This is a genomic window from Mesorhizobium sp. WSM1293 (genome assembly GCF_000513875.1).
GTDB lineage: Bacteria > Pseudomonadota > Alphaproteobacteria > Rhizobiales > Rhizobiaceae > Mesorhizobium > Mesorhizobium ciceri.
Genome location: NZ_AZUV01000001.1, coordinates 299,598 through 316,767, shown reverse-complemented (window position 1 = coordinate 316,767; position 17,170 = coordinate 299,598). Strand labels below are relative to the sequence as shown.

Here is a 17,170-nt window from a genome sequence, read left to right as displayed (position 1 = left end):
ATGACCCACCGTATCCTGATCCTCGGCGGCACTACCGAAGCGCGGCAACTGGCCGGAAAACTGGCGGCGCGTGCCTCGGTCACGCTGTCTCTGGCCGGCCGCACCGAAAGCCCGGTCGCGCAAGGCGTGCCGGTGCGAAGCGGAGGCTTTGGCGGCGCCGACGGGCTGGCCGCTTACCTCACGGAAACGGCCACCGATCTGCTGATCGACGCCACGCATCCCTATGCGGCGCAAATCTCCGCCAATGCCGCACAAGCCGCGCGCATGGCCGGCGTGCCGATCCTTGCCCTGCGGCGTCCCGGCTGGGAGCCTGTCGAAGGCGACCGCTGGACGTTGGTCGGTACGGTCGGCGATGCCGCGCAAGCGCTTGGACCGGCGCCGCGCCGCGTTTTTCTGGCACTGGGCCGGCAAGAGGTTGCGGCTTTCGAAGCAGCGCCCCAGCACCACTATCTCATTCGCAGTGTCGATCCGGTCGAGCCGAAGCTGGCCGTGCCCGACGCCGAATATCTGTTGGCCCGTGGCCCGTTTCGCGACGCGGAGGAACGCGCGCTGCTCGAAAGGCACCGCATCGATGTCGTGGTGTCCAAGAACAGCGGCGGCGAGGCGACCTTTGGCAAGATCGCCTCGGCTCGGGCGCTTGGCATCGAGGTGGTCATGATCCGCAGGCCTGATCTGCCGGACGTGCCCTCGGCTGAAACCGTCGAAGCGCTGGCCGCCATTGTCGATCGATTTGGGGTCGATCATTTTGTCCGTCCCGTGGACGAGCGCGGCGTGTAGACCAGCGCCGGCTTCTCCGTGCGCTTGATAATCCTGGTTTCCGGCGAGCCGATGATGATGCAGGTCGCCATGTCCGCCTTTTCAGCCTCGACATCGGCCAGCAGGTAGACCTCGATACGCTCGTCCGGGCGACCGGCGGCGCGGCCGAAGATTACCGGCGTGGTGCCCGGCAGGATGGCGGTCAGGCACTCGAAGGCGCGGCCGAGTTGCCAGGGGCGGGCCTTGCTGATCGGGTTGTAAAGCGCGATGACGAAGCCGGCACCGGCCGCCGCCAGCAGGCGCAGTTCGATCAACTCCCATGGCTTTAGGTTGTCGGAGAGCGAGATGGCGCAGAAATCATGGCCGAGCGGCGCGCCGATGCGGGCGGCAACCGCCAGCATGGCGGTGATGCCGGGCACCACGGCGACATCGACCGCGCGCCATTCGACCGGACCGGCCTCGATCGCCTCGCAGACGGCCGCCGCCATGGCGAACACGCCGGGATCGCCGCCGGAGACCACGGCGACGTCATGGCCCTCTGCAGCCTTGCTCAATGCGCCCTTGGAGCGGGCGAGTTCCTCGCGGTTGTCGGAAGCGACGCGGGTCTGGTCCGGGCGCAGGTCCAGCCGGTCGAGATAGGGTTTGTAGCCGTAAAAGAATTTCGCCTCGGCGACAGCGCGGCTGGCCTCCGGGGTGACCTGATCGGCATTGCCGGGCCCAAGGCCGATGACGGTGAGACGGCCACTCATACCTGCGCTCCCACGGCGCCGGGGCGGCCGGACCAGCCGGCGACCAGCACGATGGCGAAGTAGGGCGCCTTGTCATCCTGCTTGTCGGCAAGCTTCATCGAGACGCTGCCGGCCATGGTGCCGCGCTCGACATAGACGGCGCGCGACAGCTTGGCCGTAGCCTCCAGCGCCCGCCTGATCTTGGGCAGGTTGCGGCCAACCTTCATGATGACGGCGGCATCGGTGTCGGCCAGCCGGCGGGTCAGCTCGAATTCGCTCATCGTGCCCGGCAGCACGGTGAGCACGTCGTCGCCCTGGACGATCGGAATACCGGTCTGCGACCAGCAGCCGGACATGGCGGTGACGCCGGGGATGACTTCGGTCGGAAAACGATGGGCGAGGCGCACATGCAGATGCATGTAAGAGCCGTAGAACAGCGGGTCGCCCTCCGACAGCACCGCAACCATTCTGCCGGCTTCGAGGTGCTCGGCGACCTTCTCGGCCGACTCCTCGTAGAAAGCCGTGATCTGCGAGCGGTAGTCGTCGTGATCCCTGGCGATTTCGGTTGTGACGGGATAGAGCAGCGGCAATTCCGTCATTTCGGGCCGGAACTGCGCTTCGACGATGGCGCGGGCGTTGCTGTTGTTGCCGCGCTTGGCGAAATAGGCCACGACATCGGCCTCGGCCAGGATGCGGGCGGCTTTTAGGGTCAGCAGTTCGGGGTCGCCAGGACCGGTGCCGACGCCAACGAGGCGGCCTTTGAGAAAGGCGTTCACAGGCCAGGCCTCGCCAATGAATTGAGCGCGGCGGCGGTCATGGCACTGCCGCCAAGCCGGCCACGCACGATGGCGTAGGGAACGCCATAGGAGTTCTCGGCCAGCGCATCCTTGGATTCGGCCGCACCGACGAAACCGACCGGCATGCCGATGATGGCCGCCGGCTTCGGTGCGCCATCGCGCAGTTTTTCCAGGAGATAGAATAGCGCGGTCGGCGCATTGCCGATGGCAACCACAGAGCCGGCCATGCGCTCGCCCCAGAGGTCGATGGCGGCCGCCGAACGGGTGTTACCGATTTGCCTGGCAATTTCGTGCGTACGCGGGTCGCGCAAGGTGCAGATCACCTCGTTGCCCGCCGGCAGCCTGGCGCGGGTGACGCCATGCGAGACCATTTCCGCGTCGCAGAAGATCGGCGCGCCGGCCGCCAAAGCGGTGCGGGCGGCGGCAACGAAATCCTTGGAGAACACAAAATGACTTGAAGCTTCGACCTGGCCGCAGGCATGGATCATGCGAATGGCGACATCGGCCTCGGCTTCGGAGAAGCGCGACAGATCGGCCTCGGCGCGGATGATGGCGAAGGAGCGCTCGTAGATCGCCGTGCCGTCATGGATGTAGTCGTAGGCGGCCATGCTCATTTCCGTTTTTCAGTTTGGGCCTGTCGGTAGGCCTCGGCGATACCGGCCGGCCCGAGCCTTGTCAGGCAAGCGGCGGCGGTTTCACCTTGATATCGTGTGCTGCGGATCATCGCCGCGACGCGGCCGATGCCGCGCGCGGCGTCATAGCCCGGCCTGTAGCCGGCAGGAAGGGCCTTTGCCGTCGCGTTCACGACAAGTCCGGCTCCATTTTCGCCGCCGACGATCGTCAGCGCTGCCGGACCGGGGTGGGCGCAGCCTTTGGCACAGCCGGAAATGTGAAGGGTGAAGTCGAGGATGTCGGCTGTTTCAGCGGCTATCGTCTCGGCGATGTCGCGTGTGGCGATGCGGCCGGAGGCGCAGGCCGGCATGCCCGGGCAAGCGGCAATGCGCGTGCGCGGGTCGGTGGGGGCGATGACGAAGCCGAGGGTGGCGGCGGTGTGCTGGAGGGGGTGGTTGGCGGCGATTGGTTGACCGAGGAAGAGCAGGGCGCGACCGGGGGCGAGGCGGATTTCTGACGTGCCGAGGGTGAGGGCGTGTTGGGCGAGGGCGATGATGTTGTCCGCCGGCATGCTGCCGTAGGGCAGGGCGATGCCGAGGGCGGTGGCGTGGCCGGCTAAGGGGAAAAGGCCGATAGGTTTGCGCGAGGCGCCCCCCTCTGTCCTGCCGGACATCTCCCCCTCTAGGGGGGAGATTGCGCCGTCACCGATGGTTTCGCCAATCTCCGGTGTTGTTAAGGAAAAGCCGGCGTCGAAGCTGCCAATCTCCCCCCCTGAGGGGGAGATGTCCGGCAGGACAGAGGGGGGCGCCTCGCGCAAACTCGTCAAGCATAGCCAACCCGCCAGAGACACTAATTGCCTCTCCGATAAATCCCTTGCGTGAGCCTCGCGGCCTTTCTCTGCAACCATCCTTAGAGCTGCAACGGCAATATCGCGCGCCGCACCTTGATCGGCAAACGCCAGCGGCCTCGCATTCTGCCCGTCACCCGCGACAGACACCCGCCACCGAACTCCCGCATCGGTGCGCGTCGCAGCAAGCCGCACGTCGGCCGTGACCGCATCCATGGTGAGTTGCCCGCAGCCGTCCACAACGACCGACACCTTCGGCCCTAGGCGTTGTACGAGCCCAGCTTCTTCGATCGCAGCCCTGATACGTTCAGCCAGCGGCCGGGGATCGGCAATCTCTTGCGGATCAATGCCGGCCAGCGGCCCGGTCTCGACCGGCACGCCGGTGCGAACCGCGATATCAAGCGCATCGACCTCCGCCGCCAGCAGCGCAGCACTTTGCGCCGTCAGGCCGCGTATCTGCAGGCTGCCGCGCGCGGTGACTTCCATGATGCCATTGCCGTGCCGCAAAGCGGATTCGGCTAGTCCGATCAACGACTCTGGCGACATCCCCCCAGCGACCGGGTTGAGCCGCACCAGCAGGCCGTCGCCGGTTTGCATCGGCGCCGACAAAGCCGGACAGGCGCCGCGGCGCGAGAAGGCGTTCATGCCGCCACCCCAAGCGCTTCTGCCTCGGCGATCAGGGCTGCGAGATCGTCGTCGATGGAATTGCGCAGGGGATGCCACAGGCCGCGCCGGCGCGCCGACAGGAAGCGCTCGGCGATGATTTTTGCGGCGGATGGGTTTTCGCGCAGGATGAAGGCGCGGACCATGGGATCGCCTAGATAGGCATCATGAACCGCCTCGATCAGCGTTCCCGAAATGGCGTGCGTGGTTTCGGCGAAGCCGACCAGCCGGTCGACGGTTTCGGCGAATTCGGAGGCACCGCGCGGGCCGTGCCGCATCTGGCCAGCGATGAAACGGGCATTAACGGCGCGAGCACGCACGACACGCGCTACGGCCTCACTGATCGAGCGTGGCTTCGGCTTTTGCGGGTCCGTGGTGTCGAGCACGATGACGTCGGCATTCCTGCCGAGCGCCGCAACTGCTGCGGAAAAGCCGCCGATGAAGGCGACATCGGCGGAGCCCTCGAGGATGTCGCGGCCGGGGTCGTCGCCGGTGTGGACGAGAAGATCGGCTTCGGCGATGCGGCCCTCGAAGGCGCCGGGCGCGGAGATGCCTTCGCCCCCGGCGCCGCCATAGGCGTGCGATGTAGCGTCGAGATAGGCGCGGCCGATTTCGTCGCGCGCGCTCCAGTCGCCGGAGGACATGAGATCCTCGACGCCGGTGCCATAGGTGCCCGGCGAGGTGCCGAAGATGCGCGGGCTGATCTTGCCGTCGGCGCGGGTTTTGGCCGCGAGCGGGTTTTCCGAATCGTCCTCGTCGCGCGCGGCAACCGCGTTGGCTGCGGCATCGATCAGCGCGATCTGGGTCGGGAACATGTCGCGGAACAGGCCTGATATGCGCCATGTGACATCGACGCGTGGCCTTCCGAGCGTGGCCGGCGGCAGCACTTCGATGCCGGTGATGCGGCCGGTGGCCAAATCCCATTGCGGCCGGCAGCCCATCAGCGCCAGGCCTTGAGCGATCTCCTCGCCGCCGGTGCGCAGCGATGCCGAGCCCCAGAGATCGATGACCAGCGAGCGTGGCCAGTCGCCATGCGACTGCATGTAGCCGCGCACGACTTCCTCCGCCGCGGCCTTGCCCAGATCATAGGCGGTCGGCGTCGGCATGGTGCGCGGGTCCGAGGTGAACAGATTGCGGCCGGTGGGCAAGACGTCCGAGCGGCCGCGCGCAGGCGCGCCGGCCGGACCGGCCTTGACGTGGCCGCCATCGAGCGCGGCAAGCAGCGCCGCCTTCTCGGCTTCAGCGCTTTGTCGCCGCATGGCGTCCGGCTCATCCTCCGGAGCGCGGCCGTAGATATGCAGCCCGTCCTTGATGGCGAAATCCTTGAGGTCGCAGAGCCAGGCATCGATGCGGCGCAAGGCCTCGTCGGGCGCGTCGGTTCTGGCAACGCCGGCTTCGGAGGCGAGACCGGTTTTTTGCGCGGTGTCGACGATCAGTTTCGCCAGTCGGTCACGGCGGCGACGGTCGAGCCCGTCGGCCTGCGCATATTCGTCGACCAGCCGCTCGAGCTTGTGCTGGTTTTCGTCCAGCCCGGCGCCGGTCAGCGGTGGCGGCAAATGGCCAAGGGTGACGGCGGCAATGCGCCGCTTGGCCTGCGCCGCTTCGCCCGGGTTGGAGACGATGAAGGGATAGATGACGGGCAGGGGACCGGTGACGATCTCCGGAAAGCAGTTTTCCGACAGAGCAACGGTTTTGCCCGGCAGCCATTCAAGCGTGCCATGGGCGCCGACATGGACCAGCGCGTGGACGCCGAGCGACTTGCGCAGCCAGAGGCCGAAGGCGATCAGCGCATGGCGCGGGGGCAGCGTCGGGTCGTGGTAGTCGGCGCGGCGGTCGACGGAGCGGCCGCGGTCGGGGGCGAGGGCGATGGTGACGTTGCCGAAGGTGGCGGCGCGGAAGGGGAAGCTTCCGCGCAAACCTGTTTCGTCTTCCGCTTTGCCCCAAGCGGCTTCGACCGCAGTAATTGCCGCAGTCGGCAACTCCGTCGAGAAGGCAATGTAGTTATCTAAGGCCAATCCAGTATCGCTGGCTTCCAGCAAATCCAGCAACCCACGTGGCGTCTGCGGAATCCCCTCAACCACATAGCCCTGCTCCTTCAGGTCATGCAGCATGGCGAGCACGCTGGACGGCACGTCGAGGCCCACGGCATAGCCGGTGCGGCCAGGAGCGCTAGGGTAATCCGGGATCAGGATGGCCAGCTTGCGCCCGGCGCGGGGTGTCTCCTGCAACTTGATGAAGGCCGCGACGCGGTCAGCGACCTGCGCCACGCGATCCGGTTCCGGCCGGTTGGCGAAGGCGCGGTGGCCGAGTGCGGGATCGGTCTCGGTCTCGCCCTTGAAGGAAATGGCGCCGGCGAGGACGCGGCCGTCGAGTTCGGGCAGCACGACATGCATGGCGAGGTCGGCGGGTGCCAGGCCACGCTGGTTGTTTTGCCAGATGTCGCGGCGGGTGGTGGCGACGATGACCTGGAAGACAGGCACGCCGGCGCGGTCGAACAGCGTTTCGATGCCGGGTTCGGCGCCTGAGGCGAAAGCGGTCGCGGTGATGATGGCGGCGGGCTTCAGCGCCGTCAGTGCTGTTTCCACGAAGGCGAGGGAGGTTGGGTCCTTGAGGCTGGAGACGAAGATCGGGACTGGGTCGATGCCGCGCTGCCGCAGCGCTTCAACAAGCGCATCGATGGGCGCGACATCGGCGGCCAGCAGCATCGAGCGATAGAACAGGATGGGGATGATAGGAGCGTTGACGTTGTAAGCGCCAGCATTCGATAAGTCCGGCTTCTCCACAACTCCACATCCGGGCACGTAAAAACCAGCTTTCGGCACCACCACCGGGCCGATCACTTCCGCATCCTGTCCCGCCAAGCCCGCCAGCCTGCGCACCAGTGCGCTCATATTCGCCGGGCCACCCTCGCGGAAATAGTCGAGCAGGCCGTCCAACTCCTCGCGCGGCAGCGTCGAGGCTTCGATCAGGCGCAGATCCTCGTCGCGGCATTCGCCGGGCAGCAGCGCCAGTTTTATGCCGCGTTCGCGGGCGGTCGAGGCAAGCTGGTCGCAGCCGTAGCGCCACCAGTCGTAGCCGCCGAGGATGCGCACGAGGATGATCTTGGCATGGCGGGCGACGCTGTCGACCCAGAGGTCGACGGACATGGGATGGCGCAGGTCGCGCAGTGCGGCCAGCCGCATCGAGGGCAGGCGGTCGGCATCGGTCCTCCACGCCGCCGCCAGTCCGGCGAGGTCGCTGTCGGTGAAGGACAGGGCCACGATATCCGCCGGCGTCTGCCGCAGATCGACCGGCTCGGCGAGGTCGTCGAGCGAGGCGGATGTCGTGGTGAGGATGTGCATCGCGACCCGTGTCCGAAATCAGCCGGCGAGTATACGCTCGATCGCCGGGCGGTTCAGCCCTTTCAGGCCGATGACGACGAGACGCGAGCGGCGGTCATCCTCAGCGGTCCAGGCACGGTCATAGTAATGATTGACGCGCGGCCCGACGGCCTGCAGCAACAGCCGCATCGGCTTACCGCCGACCTCGACGAAGCCTTTTACACGCAGCACGTTCTCTTCTTCTGCGACCGTGGCGACGCGTTTTGCCAGTTCATCGGGATTGGCGACCGAGGCTATGTCGACAATGAAGGTGTCGAAGTCGTCATGCTCGTGGTCGAAGGCGCCGTCATGATGGGATTTGCGGTTCTCGATGTCGTCCTCGACGGCGAGACCGAGCCCGAGCAGCACGGAGGGATCGACCTTGCCATGCGACGTCGGCACGATCTTCACTGCGCGGGCGGAGTGTTCGCCAATGATGGCATTGGCGCGGGCGGTGCCGGCGGCGTCCATCAGGTCGCTCTTCGACAGGATGATCAGGTCGGCGCAGGCGATCTGGTCCTCGAACACTTCTTCCACCGGATCGTCGTGGTCGAGCGTCTCGTCCCCGGCGCGCTGCGCCTGGAGGGCCTCCATGTCGTTGGCGACGCGGCCTTCGGCCAATGCCGGTCCGTCGACCACGGCGATGACGCCATCGACGGTCACCCGGCTTTTCACGCTCGGCCACTGAAAGGCCTGGACCAGCGGCTTGGGCAGTGCCAGGCCCGAGGTTTCGATCAGGATATGGTCGACCTTCGGCGTCAGCGACAGGATTTGGTCGAGCGCCGGGACGAAATCATCGGCGACGGTGCAGCAGATACAGCCATTGGCCAGTTCGACGATGTTTTCCTCGGGGCAGGTGTCGATACCGCATCCCTTGAGGATCTCGCCATCGATGCCGATGTCGCCGAATTCGTTGACGATGATGGCGATGCGCTTGCCGCCGGCGTTTTCCAGGAGATGGCGGACCAGCGTCGTCTTGCCGGCGCCGAGGAAGCCAGTGACGACGGTGCAGGGAACGCGGGATACGGAAGTGGTCATGGTCAATCCTTCAGCATGTCGATGGGTGGAATGCGGGCCACGAGGCCGCGCTTGAGGCTATCGGGGCGGCCACGCCACGGGATCAGGCCATCTTTCGAGGTGGCGAAGAGCTTTGCGCCTGTCACGAGGTCGGCGCCGCTGGTCGCGGTCAGGTCGCCGAAGACATAGCTCCAGCAACCGTCGCGCAGGATCGCGGCGCTGAGGCGCCGCTTGCAATTGCCAAGGCATTCGACGCTGCGGATGCGGATATCGTCGCCAGCGGCGGCGCGGCGCGTGTCGTCCGTCAGCAACTCGCCGGCGCGGGGATGAGCGTCGGAGCCGGTCTCATTGCGGCAGGAGCCGCAGACGATGATGGTGACGCCGGCCAAGGCATCATCATGGCCGGACGAAATATCCGCTGTGCCAGCCGAAAAACTGCTGTCGTGGTCCAAAGATCGGGCTCCTTGCCCGGAAACCCGCCGGGCGATCGGATTCTACAGTCGCAGACGGCAGGTCTCCTGGCTCGCGAGTCATCGCCTTGGGTAGCCGCCTTCCCGGGAATTCCCAGTGGTTTTCGGCCTTGGCTCTTCGCTTACAGTTGCGGGGACAGCCGCGGATTTGGGATTTTGCCCCGCACCGCATTCCCTCTTAGCCCTTGCCGTTGCGGGCAAGGGACCATCTGGAACCGGATTTAGGCTTTTGCGGGCGGCGGTGTCAACGCGAGCTTACGACACGGCTATGTCGGCCAGCGCCGGCCCCAAATCCCCGGCAGGCGTCACTTCGATGCGTTCGAGCCCGAGCCAACCTTGCATCTGCTTCAATTCCTCGAACAGCTCCGCAGCGGTTTCAGGCGGCGCACCGGGCTCCGCATAGGCTGCATGGACGCGCAGTATGCCGGCCGGGCGGTCTGCCTTGAGGTCGATGCGCGCCACGATCCGGTCGCCGAGCAGGAACGGCAGGACATAATAGCCATACTGCCGCTTGTCGGCCGGTGTGTAGATCTCGATGCGGTAGTGGAAATCGAACAGCCGCTCGGTGCGCGAGCGCTCGAAGACGACCGGATCGAAGGGTGCCAGCAAGGCGCGGGCCTCGACTTTGCGCGGCAGGCGGGCGTCCCGGTGAAGATAGGCCGCCTTGTCCCAGCCTTCGACACACACCGGCAGCAACTCGCCCGTTTCAACCAGTTCCTCCAACCGGCCTTTCATATCGGCCGGCGACAGGCGGAAATAATCGCGCAAATCGCTTGAAGTCGCCACGCCGTGGGCGCGGGCGGAAATGCGCAGCAATTCGCGGTGCGCGTCCTCAGGCGTCGGCACCGGCAGATCGAGGATCGCCTGCGGCAGCACGCGCTCGGGCAGGTCATAGAAGCGCTCGAAACCGCGGCGGTGCGCCGTGGTGATGCGGCCGGCCCAGAACAGCCATTCGAAAGCGTGTTTGGCATGGCTCCAGCCCCACCAGCCGCCCGAACCTTTCTGGCCCTCCAGCGCGGAAGCGGCGATCGGGCCGCGCTCGGCGACCTCGCGGTAGATCTCTTCGATGTAGGCGGCGTGCTCGCGGCCCCATTTGGCGAGACCCAGATACATTTCCTCGCCCCGCTCGGCGCGCTGCATGCGCCAGCGCATCAGCGGGTATGTCTCGACCGGCAGGAAGGAGGCCTCGTGCGCCCAATATTCGAAAACCATGCGCTTGCGCGTCACAGCCGCGTTGTCGAGCAGAGCGAGCGGGTAGGGGCCAAGGCGCGAATAGAGCGGCATATAATGAGCGCGCACCACCGCGCTGACGGAATCGATCTGCAACAGGCCGGTGCGGGAGAGCGTGCGGGCAAAATGCCGGCGGTCGGGCGTGCCGGTCGGGCGAGGATCGAGGAACCCTTGGGCGGCAAGGGCGATGCGCCGGGCCATCGGGAGCGAGATCTTTTCCTTCATACAGGTATCACTTTGACGTGTTTTGACCGAGGGTCGAATGGCTGATTCCAACCCATGCTAGCAGGGTTTTGGCGGCATCCATGTCAGGAGAGAAAAGTGGAGTAAAAAGCGAAGGAAATCAAACAGGAGCGGATCGGACCAGTTTGCCGCGATATGCCGTCCAGGTCGATGTTTTGAACAAGGTTTGACTTGCTTCGCTGGAAGTGCTGCGCTAACCCTCGCCGCGTTGCAGCATAGGCCCTTAAAACGGTTCAGCGGTTAAACTGTCACGCTTCCGCATTAGGGTCCGGTGCTGTAATCAACGTGGATTGGCGCCAACGGAAAGCCGAGCATGAACGCACTCTTGAGCTCATACCTGCCCATCGTCCTGTTCATAGGCGTGGCGCTGGTTGTCGGCCTGGCGCTGCTGGCCGCGCCCTTCCTGGTGGCCTACCGCAATCCCGATCCCGAAAAGCTTTCCGCCTACGAGTGCGGTTTCAACTCGTTCGACGACGCCCGCATGAAGTTCGACATCCGTTTCTACCTGGTGTCGATCCTGTTCATCATCTTCGACCTGGAAGTAGCCTTCCTGTTTCCGTGGGCGGTGTCGTTTTCGAAGATCGGCATGCTCGGTTTCTGGTCGATGATGGTTTTTTTGGCGGTGCTGACCATCGGCTTTGCCTATGAATGGAAAAAAGGAGCGCTGGAATGGGATTGAACGACAGTTCAGGCACCCTCGTCGCGCCGAAGCCCAAGGGCATCATCGATCCCAACACCGGCAGGCCGGTGGGGGAGGACGATCCCTTCTTCCTCGAGATCAACAACGAGTTGGCCGACAAGGGCTTTCTGGTCACTTCGACCGAGGCGCTCATCACCTGGGCGCGCAGCGGGTCGCTGATGTTCATGACGTTCGGCCTCGCCTGCTGCGCGGTCGAGATGATCCACACCTCGATGCCGCGCTATGATTCGGAGCGGTTCGGCGTCGCGCCGCGTGCGTCTCCGCGCCAGTCCGACATCATGATCGTCGCCGGCACGCTGACCAACAAGATGGCGCCGGCGCTGCGCAAGGTCTACGACCAGATGCCGGAGCCGCGCTACGTCATCTCGATGGGCTCCTGCGCCAATGGCGGCGGCTATTACCACTATTCCTATTCGGTGGTGCGCGGCTGCGACCGCATCGTGCCGGTCGACATCTATGTGCCCGGCTGCCCGCCGAGCGCCGAAGCGCTGCTCTACGGCATTCTTCTGCTGCAGAAGAAGATCCGCCGCACCGGCACGATCGAACGGTAAATCCATGACCGCATCCCTGAGCGAACTGTCGAACTATCTCGGCGAGAAGCTGATCGGCCGCGTGAACGAGGCTGATATCGCCTATGGCGAACTCACTATCCATGTCGAGCCGCGCGATCTGGTCGAAGTGATGATCTTCCTGCGCGACGATGCGCGCTGCCAGTTCATCTCGATCATCGATGTCTGCGGCGCCGACTATCCGTCGCGGGCCAAGCGTTTCGACGTCGTCTATCACCTGTTGTCGCCGAAGCAGAATGTGCGCGTCCGCGTCAAGGTGCAGGCCGACGAGGAAACCATGGTGCCGTCGATCACCGGCGTCTATCCCGGCGCCGACTGGTTCGAACGCGAGACTTACGATCTCTACGGCGTTTTGTTCTCCGGCCACCCCGACCTGCGCCGCCTGCTGACCGACTATGGCTTCGAAGGCCATCCCTTGCGCAAGGATTTCCCGCTGACCGGCTTCGTCGAAGTGCGCTACGACGACGAGGCCAAGCGCGTTATCTATGAGCCGGTCGAGCTCAAGCAGGAATTCCGCAATTTCGATTTTCTGTCCCCGTGGGAAGGTACGGATTACGTCCTGCCGGGTGACGAGAAGGCAAAGCAGTAAATGGCTGAAACCTCCGTCCGCAACTTCAACATCAATTTCGGCCCGCAACACCCCGCGGCGCACGGCGTTTTGCGCCTTGTGCTGGAGCTGGACGGCGAAGTCGTCGACCGCGTCGATCCGCATATCGGACTGCTGCATCGCGGTACCGAAAAGCTGATCGAAGCCAAAACCTATCTGCAGGCGGTGCCCTATCTCGACCGGCTCGACTATTGCGCGCCGATGAACCAGGAACATGCCTTTGCGCTGGCCGCCGAGCGTCTGCTCGGCATCGAGGTGCCGAAGCGTGGCCAGGTGATCCGCGTTCTCTACAGCGAGATCGGCCGCATCATGTCGCACATCCTCAATGTGACGACGCAGGCGATGGACGTCGGTGCGCTGACGCCGCCGCTGTGGGGCTTCGTCGAACGCGAAAAGCTGATGGTGTTCTATGAGCGCGCCTCCGGTTCGCGCATGCATGCCGCTTATTTTCGGCCCGGCGGCGTCCATCAGGACCTGCCGCGTCAACTGGTCGAGGACATCGGCAAGTGGATCGACCCGTTCCTGAAGTCGATCGACGACCTCGACCGGCTGCTGACCGGCAACCGCATCTTCAAGCAGCGCAATGTCGATATCGGCATCGTCTCGCTGGCGGATGCCTGGGCCTGGGGTTTTTCGGGCGTGATGGTGCGTGGCTCGGGTGCAGCCTGGGATCTGCGCAAGTCGCAACCCTATGAATGCTATTCGGAGATGGATTTCGACATTCCGATCGGCAAGAACGGCGACTGCTTCGACCGCTACCTCGTACGCATGGAAGAAATGCGCCAGTCGGCGAAGATCATGCGCCAGTGCGTCGACCTTTTGCTCGGCAAGGAGAGCACCGGCCCGGTGTCGAACCTCGATGGCAAGGTGGTGCCGCCCAAGCGCCAGGCGATGAAGCGCTCGATGGAAGCGCTGATCCATCACTTCAAGCTCTACACCGAGGGTTATCGCGTGCCGGCCGGCGAGGTTTACGCCGCCGTCGAGGCGCCGAAGGGCGAATTCGGCGTCTATCTGGTCTCCGACGGCTCCAACAAGCCCTACCGCTGCAAGCTGCGCGCGCCGGGTTTCGCGCATCTGCAGGCGATGGATTTCCTCTGCCGCGGCCACATGCTGGCCGACGTCACCGCCGTTCTCGGCTCCCTCGACATCGTGTTTGGTGAGGTCGATCGCTAAATGTCAGTCCGCCGTCTCGCAGAAGCCAGCGTCCAGCCAGCATCCTTCGCCTTCAACCGGGCGAATGCCGCGGCTGCGAAGCAATGGATCAAGAAGTACCCGAAGGGCCGTGAACAGTCGGCCATCATCCCGCTTCTGATGATAGCACAGGAGCAGGAAGGCTGGGTGACGAAGGCGGCGATCGAGACGATCTCCGACATGCTCGGCATGCCGCGCATCCGCGGGCTGGAAGTCGCGACCTTCTACACGCAGTACCAGTTGAATCCGGTCGGCACGCGTGCGCACATCCAGGTCTGCGGCACCACGCCCTGCATGCTGCGCGGTTCGGAAGCGCTGATGGATGTCTGCCGCTCCAAAATCCATCACGACCAGTTCCACACCAACGACAAGGGAACCTTGTCCTGGGAAGAGGTGGAATGCCTTGGTGCCTGCGTCAACGCGCCGATGGTGATGATCTTCAAGGACACGTTCGAGGATCTGACGCCGGAACGCCTGGCTGAAATCATCGATCTCTATGACGCCGGCAAGGGTGCTGCGGTGGAACCGGGGCCGCAGAATGGCCGCACCGGCTCGGAGCCGGCCTCCGGCCTCACCACGCTGAAGAGCGAAAAGGCGATCCTCAAGTCGACCCGCGACAGGGAAGCCAGGGAGGCGGCCAAGGCCGCCAGGGCGGCACCCGACGCGATCGTCGCAGCGCCGGTGCCGGCGCCGGCCGCGGCCCCTGTCGCACCGTCCAACACCAGCAAGCCGAAGACCGACGCCCCTGAAACCAGCCCGGCGTTGAAGACGCCTTCAAAAACCAAGGTCGCGCCGGCGGTTGAAAAGGCGGCGAGTGTTGCCGCTCCACTGCATTCGGCCGCCAATGCCAACAAGGCAGACTCCAAAGTCGAGCAGGTTTCCAAGCAGCGCAGTGGCCCCATCACCAAGGCCGAGCCGGCCTCCGCCTTCAAGGCACCAGAGGTCAAGGTACCGGCCGCCAAGCCGGCCAAACCGTCGCTCGGGGACAAGAATCGCCCGGCCGGCATCGACAGGCCGGCACAGGTCGATGACCTCAAACTGATCTCCGGCGTCGGCCCCAAGATCGAGGGCATCCTGCATACGCTGGGCATCTTTACCTTCGCGCAGGTCGCGTCGTGGAAGAAGGCCGAACGCGAGTGGGTGGATGGCTATCTCTCTTTCCAGGGCCGCATCGATCGCGACGACTGGGTCAAGCAGGCCAAGGCGCTCGCCAAGGGTGGCGTCGCCGAATACATCCGCGTCTTCGGCAAGAAGCCGGTCTGAGGGACGAAAAATGCTCGGGGATAAAGACCGCATCTTCACCAATATCTACGGCCTGTTCGACAAGTCCTTGGCCGGCGCGATGGCGCGCGGCGCCTGGGATAACACGCCCGGCATCGTCGCCAAGGGCCGCGAGTGGATCGTCAACGAGATGAAGGCGTCGGGCCTGCGCGGCCGTGGCGGCGCCGGCTTCCCGACCGGCCTCAAATGGTCGTTCATGCCCAAGCAGAGCGATGGCCGGCCGAGCTATCTCGTGATCAACGCCGACGAATCCGAGCCCGGCACCTGCAAGGACCGCGACATCCTGCGCAACGACCCGCACACGCTGGTCGAGGGCGCGCTGCTTGCCGGTTTCGCCATGGGTGCGGTTGCCGCCTACATCTATGTGCGCGGCGAGTTCATCCGCGAGCGCGAGGCGCTGCAGCGCGCGATCGAGGAGGCCTATGAGGCCAAGCTGATCGGCAAGAACAACACCTCCGGCTACGATTTCGACATCTACATGCACCACGGCGCCGGCGCCTATATCTGCGGCGAGGAGACAGCGCTCCTCGAAAGCCTCGAAGGCAAGAAGGGCCAGCCGCGGCTGAAGCCGCCATTCCCGGCCAATGTCGGCCTCTATGGCTGTCCGACCACGGTCAACAATGTCGAATCGATCGCGGTTGCGCCGACCATCCTGCGCCGCGGCGCGGCCTGGTTCTCGTCCTTCGGCCGGCCCAACAATGTCGGCACCAAGCTGTTTTGCATCTCCGGCCACGTCAACAATCCGTGCACGGTCGAAGAGGCGATGTCGATCCCGTTCCGCGAGCTGATCGAGACGCATTGCGGCGGCATTCGCGGCGGCTGGGACAATCTTTTGGCGGTCATACCGGGCGGCGCTTCGGTGCCGCTGGTGCCGGCCGAGCAGATCATCGACGCGCCGATGGATTTCGACGCGCTGCGCGACCTCAAATCCGGCCTTGGAACCGCGGCTGTCATCGTCATGGACAAGTCGACCGATGTCGTGAAGGCGATCGCGCGGCTTTCCTACTTCTACAAGCACGAGAGCTGCGGCCAGTGCACGCCATGCCGCGAAGGCACCGGCTGGATGTGGCGGGTGATGGAACGGCTGGTGCGCGGCGAGGCGCAGAAGCGCGAGATCGATATGCTGCTCGACGTCACCAAGCAGATCGAAGGCCATACGATCTGCGCGCTGGGCGACGCGGCGGCATGGCCGATCCAGGGCCTGATGCGGCATTTCCGCGGCGAAGTGGAGCGGCGTATCGACGAGTTTTCGCGCAATGCGCACCGGGCCGAGCCTGTGATGGTGGCGGCGGAATAGAAGAACGTTTTACGCGGACGAAAGTCCGCAGCGAAGGGCGGGGCGAACGACGAAACGACCAGGAGAACTCTATGGCGCCGTATTCGAACCCGCTGATGCCCAATTTGGACCAGATCGACAAGATGAACCAGGACTTGACCAGGATGATGCCGAAGGAGATGGCCAGTGCCGTCAACCTTTTCGTGCATCCTGTGGCGGGTGCGGCGGCGATGTCGGCGCTTGGCCTCGGGCTTGCCAATCATGCTTTCGGCGTCTGGCTGGGCGCGTTTTCAGGTGCGGCAGAAGCCTCGCAGCGGCTGCTGCAGCCGATCGTCGATGATTTCGAGGCGCGCGTCGCGCAGTTCGACGATCCGAACTCTTCCTCCACCAAGGCGCGGGCGACGGCGAAAACCATGATCGCCGAGGCGCAGTCCTTCGCCAGGGAGGTCACCGATATTGCCGCCAAGGAAGCCGCAACTGCCGTGCCGGCCGCAAACGCCGCTCCAGCAACAAGCGGCGTCGGCGATGCGCTGTTGCCCGAGGATTTCAGGCAGCCCAAGGCCGTGGAGAAGCCGGCGAAACCGGCGGATCTCAAGGCGATATCGGGCATCGGGCCCAAGCTGGAAAAGGTTCTCAACGGCCTCGGCATCTGGACGTATGCCCAGATCGCGGCATGGACGCCGCAAGAGGTTGCCTGGGTCGAGGACTATCTGTCGCTCGGCGGCCGCATCGGCCGCGACGATTGGACAGCTCAAGCGGCGGCGCTCGCCGTCAAGAAGTGAATGAAGTGCCCGACGTGGTCTCGACCGCGTCCGGAAAAAGAG

Annotated in this window: 16 protein-coding genes and 1 riboswitch; of the genes, 8 read left to right on the top strand and 8 right to left on the bottom strand. The window is 64.9% G+C overall.

Annotated features, from left to right (window positions below; genetic code table 11):
* Entirely contained in the window at positions 1-777 is a 777-nt protein-coding gene (locus M729_RS0101610; RefSeq protein ID WP_024501371.1) for a cobalt-precorrin-6A reductase, read from the top strand.
* Here M729_RS0101610 and M729_RS0101605 read toward each other — a convergent pair.
* From M729_RS0101605 to M729_RS0101570, 8 genes are all read right to left on the bottom strand, one after another.
* On the bottom strand, positions 741-1,505 hold the full coding sequence (locus tag M729_RS0101605) for a precorrin-3B C(17)-methyltransferase (protein ID WP_027160556.1): 765 nt from the start codon (positions 1,503-1,505) through the stop codon (positions 741-743). The two genes, M729_RS0101610 and M729_RS0101605, sit on opposite strands and share 37 nt — an antisense overlap.
* Positions 1,502-2,260, bottom strand: coding sequence for a precorrin-2 C(20)-methyltransferase (locus tag M729_RS0101600; protein ID WP_027160555.1), 759 nt, complete (start codon positions 2,258-2,260; stop codon positions 1,502-1,504). The genes M729_RS0101605 and M729_RS0101600 overlap by 4 nt, the downstream gene beginning before the upstream one ends.
* The gene (locus M729_RS0101595; protein WP_027160554.1) at positions 2,257-2,889 is read right to left on the bottom strand and encodes a precorrin-8X methylmutase; all 633 of its coding nucleotides are present in this window, start codon (positions 2,887-2,889) and stop codon (positions 2,257-2,259) included. The genes M729_RS0101600 and M729_RS0101595 overlap by 4 nt, the downstream gene beginning before the upstream one ends.
* Positions 2,890-2,891: 2 nt before the next feature.
* Positions 2,892-4,385, bottom strand: coding sequence for a precorrin-3B synthase (gene cobG, locus M729_RS0101590; RefSeq protein ID WP_027160553.1), 1,494 nt, complete (start codon positions 4,383-4,385; stop codon positions 2,892-2,894).
* On the bottom strand, positions 4,382-7,744 hold the full coding sequence (gene cobN, locus M729_RS0101585) for a cobaltochelatase subunit CobN (protein WP_027160552.1): 3,363 nt from the start codon (positions 7,742-7,744) through the stop codon (positions 4,382-4,384). Before cobN ends, cobG begins: the two co-directional genes overlap by 4 nt.
* An 18-nt stretch (positions 7,745-7,762) precedes the next feature.
* Complete coding sequence (gene cobW / locus M729_RS0101580; protein ID WP_027160551.1) at positions 7,763-8,800, bottom strand: cobalamin biosynthesis protein CobW; 1,038 nt, start codon at positions 8,798-8,800, stop codon at positions 7,763-7,765.
* A gap of 2 nt (positions 8,801-8,802) precedes the next feature.
* On the bottom strand, positions 8,803-9,231 hold the full coding sequence (locus tag M729_RS0101575; RefSeq protein ID WP_013531088.1) for a DUF1636 family protein: 429 nt from the start codon (positions 9,229-9,231) through the stop codon (positions 8,803-8,805).
* Positions 9,232-9,269: 38 nt separating this feature from the next.
* A riboswitch (cobalamin riboswitch) is annotated at positions 9,270-9,474 on the bottom strand.
* A gap of 30 nt (positions 9,475-9,504) precedes the next feature.
* Complete coding sequence (locus tag M729_RS0101570; protein ID WP_027160550.1) at positions 9,505-10,704, bottom strand: winged helix-turn-helix domain-containing protein; 1,200 nt, start codon at positions 10,702-10,704, stop codon at positions 9,505-9,507.
* Between the two features lie 331 nt (positions 10,705-11,035).
* Here M729_RS0101570 and M729_RS0101565 point away from each other — a divergent pair, with 331 nt between their 5' ends.
* The 7 genes from M729_RS0101565 to M729_RS0101535 all read left to right on the top strand — a co-directional run bounded on the left by M729_RS0101565 (position 11,036) and on the right by M729_RS0101535 (position 17,128).
* Positions 11,036-11,401, top strand: a complete 366-nt coding sequence (locus M729_RS0101565) for an NADH-quinone oxidoreductase subunit A (RefSeq protein WP_010910112.1) — start codon at positions 11,036-11,038, stop codon at positions 11,399-11,401.
* Positions 11,392-11,973 carry an NADH-quinone oxidoreductase subunit B gene (locus M729_RS0101560; RefSeq protein ID WP_013531090.1) on the top strand — a complete coding sequence of 194 codons (582 nt, stop codon included), beginning with the start codon at positions 11,392-11,394 and terminating at the stop codon, positions 11,971-11,973. Before M729_RS0101565 ends, M729_RS0101560 begins: the two co-directional genes overlap by 10 nt.
* Before the next feature lie 4 nt (positions 11,974-11,977).
* Positions 11,978-12,580 (top strand): NADH-quinone oxidoreductase subunit C, encoded by a 603-nt coding sequence (locus tag M729_RS0101555; RefSeq protein ID WP_027160549.1) that lies wholly within the window; start codon positions 11,978-11,980, stop codon positions 12,578-12,580.
* Positions 12,581-13,771 carry an NADH-quinone oxidoreductase subunit D gene (locus tag M729_RS0101550; RefSeq protein ID WP_024501361.1) on the top strand — a complete coding sequence of 397 codons (1,191 nt, stop codon included), beginning with the start codon at positions 12,581-12,583 and terminating at the stop codon, positions 13,769-13,771.
* The gene (locus M729_RS0101545; RefSeq protein ID WP_024501360.1) at positions 13,772-15,052 is read left to right on the top strand and encodes an NADH-quinone oxidoreductase subunit E; all 1,281 of its coding nucleotides are present in this window, start codon (positions 13,772-13,774) and stop codon (positions 15,050-15,052) included. It abuts the gene before it with no gap.
* Between the two features lie 10 nt (positions 15,053-15,062).
* Positions 15,063-16,367, top strand: a complete 1,305-nt coding sequence (nuoF, locus tag M729_RS0101540) for an NADH-quinone oxidoreductase subunit NuoF (RefSeq protein ID WP_013531094.1) — start codon at positions 15,063-15,065, stop codon at positions 16,365-16,367.
* A 71-nt stretch (positions 16,368-16,438) separates the two neighbouring features.
* On the top strand, positions 16,439-17,128 hold the full coding sequence (locus M729_RS0101535) for an NADH-ubiquinone dehydrogenase (RefSeq protein WP_027160548.1): 690 nt from the start codon (positions 16,439-16,441) through the stop codon (positions 17,126-17,128).
* Positions 17,129-17,170 lie beyond the last annotated feature (42 nt).

Bases quoted from the DNA above. Each gene is read 5' to 3' on its own strand.
- M729_RS0101535 (WP_027160548.1), top strand. From the start codon at position 16,439: ATGGCGCCGTATTCGAACCCGCTGATGCCCAATTTGGACCAGATCGAC.
- M729_RS0101550 (WP_024501361.1), top strand. From the start codon at position 12,581: ATGGCTGAAACCTCCGTCCGCAACTTCAACATCAATTTCGGCCCGCAA.
- cobW (WP_027160551.1), bottom strand. From the start codon at position 8,800: ATGACCACTTCCGTATCCCGCGTTCCCTGCACCGTCGTCACTGGCTTC.
- cobG (WP_027160553.1), bottom strand. From the start codon at position 4,385: ATGAACGCCTTCTCGCGCCGCGGCGCCTGTCCGGCTTTGTCGGCGCCG.
- M729_RS0101570 (WP_027160550.1), bottom strand. From the start codon at position 10,704: ATGAAGGAAAAGATCTCGCTCCCGATGGCCCGGCGCATCGCCCTTGCC.
- M729_RS0101610 (WP_024501371.1), top strand. From the start codon at position 1: ATGACCCACCGTATCCTGATCCTCGGCGGCACTACCGAAGCGCGGCAA.
- M729_RS0101545 (WP_024501360.1), top strand. From the start codon at position 13,772: ATGTCAGTCCGCCGTCTCGCAGAAGCCAGCGTCCAGCCAGCATCCTTC.
- M729_RS0101560 (WP_013531090.1), top strand. From the start codon at position 11,392: ATGGGATTGAACGACAGTTCAGGCACCCTCGTCGCGCCGAAGCCCAAG.
- nuoF (WP_013531094.1), top strand. From the start codon at position 15,063: ATGCTCGGGGATAAAGACCGCATCTTCACCAATATCTACGGCCTGTTC.
- M729_RS0101565 (WP_010910112.1), top strand. From the start codon at position 11,036: ATGAACGCACTCTTGAGCTCATACCTGCCCATCGTCCTGTTCATAGGC.
- M729_RS0101555 (WP_027160549.1), top strand. From the start codon at position 11,978: ATGACCGCATCCCTGAGCGAACTGTCGAACTATCTCGGCGAGAAGCTG.
- cobN (WP_027160552.1), bottom strand. From the start codon at position 7,744: ATGCACATCCTCACCACGACATCCGCCTCGCTCGACGACCTCGCCGAG.
- M729_RS0101595 (WP_027160554.1), bottom strand. From the start codon at position 2,889: ATGGCCGCCTACGACTACATCCATGACGGCACGGCGATCTACGAGCGC.
- M729_RS0101605 (WP_027160556.1), bottom strand. From the start codon at position 1,505: ATGAGTGGCCGTCTCACCGTCATCGGCCTTGGGCCCGGCAATGCCGAT.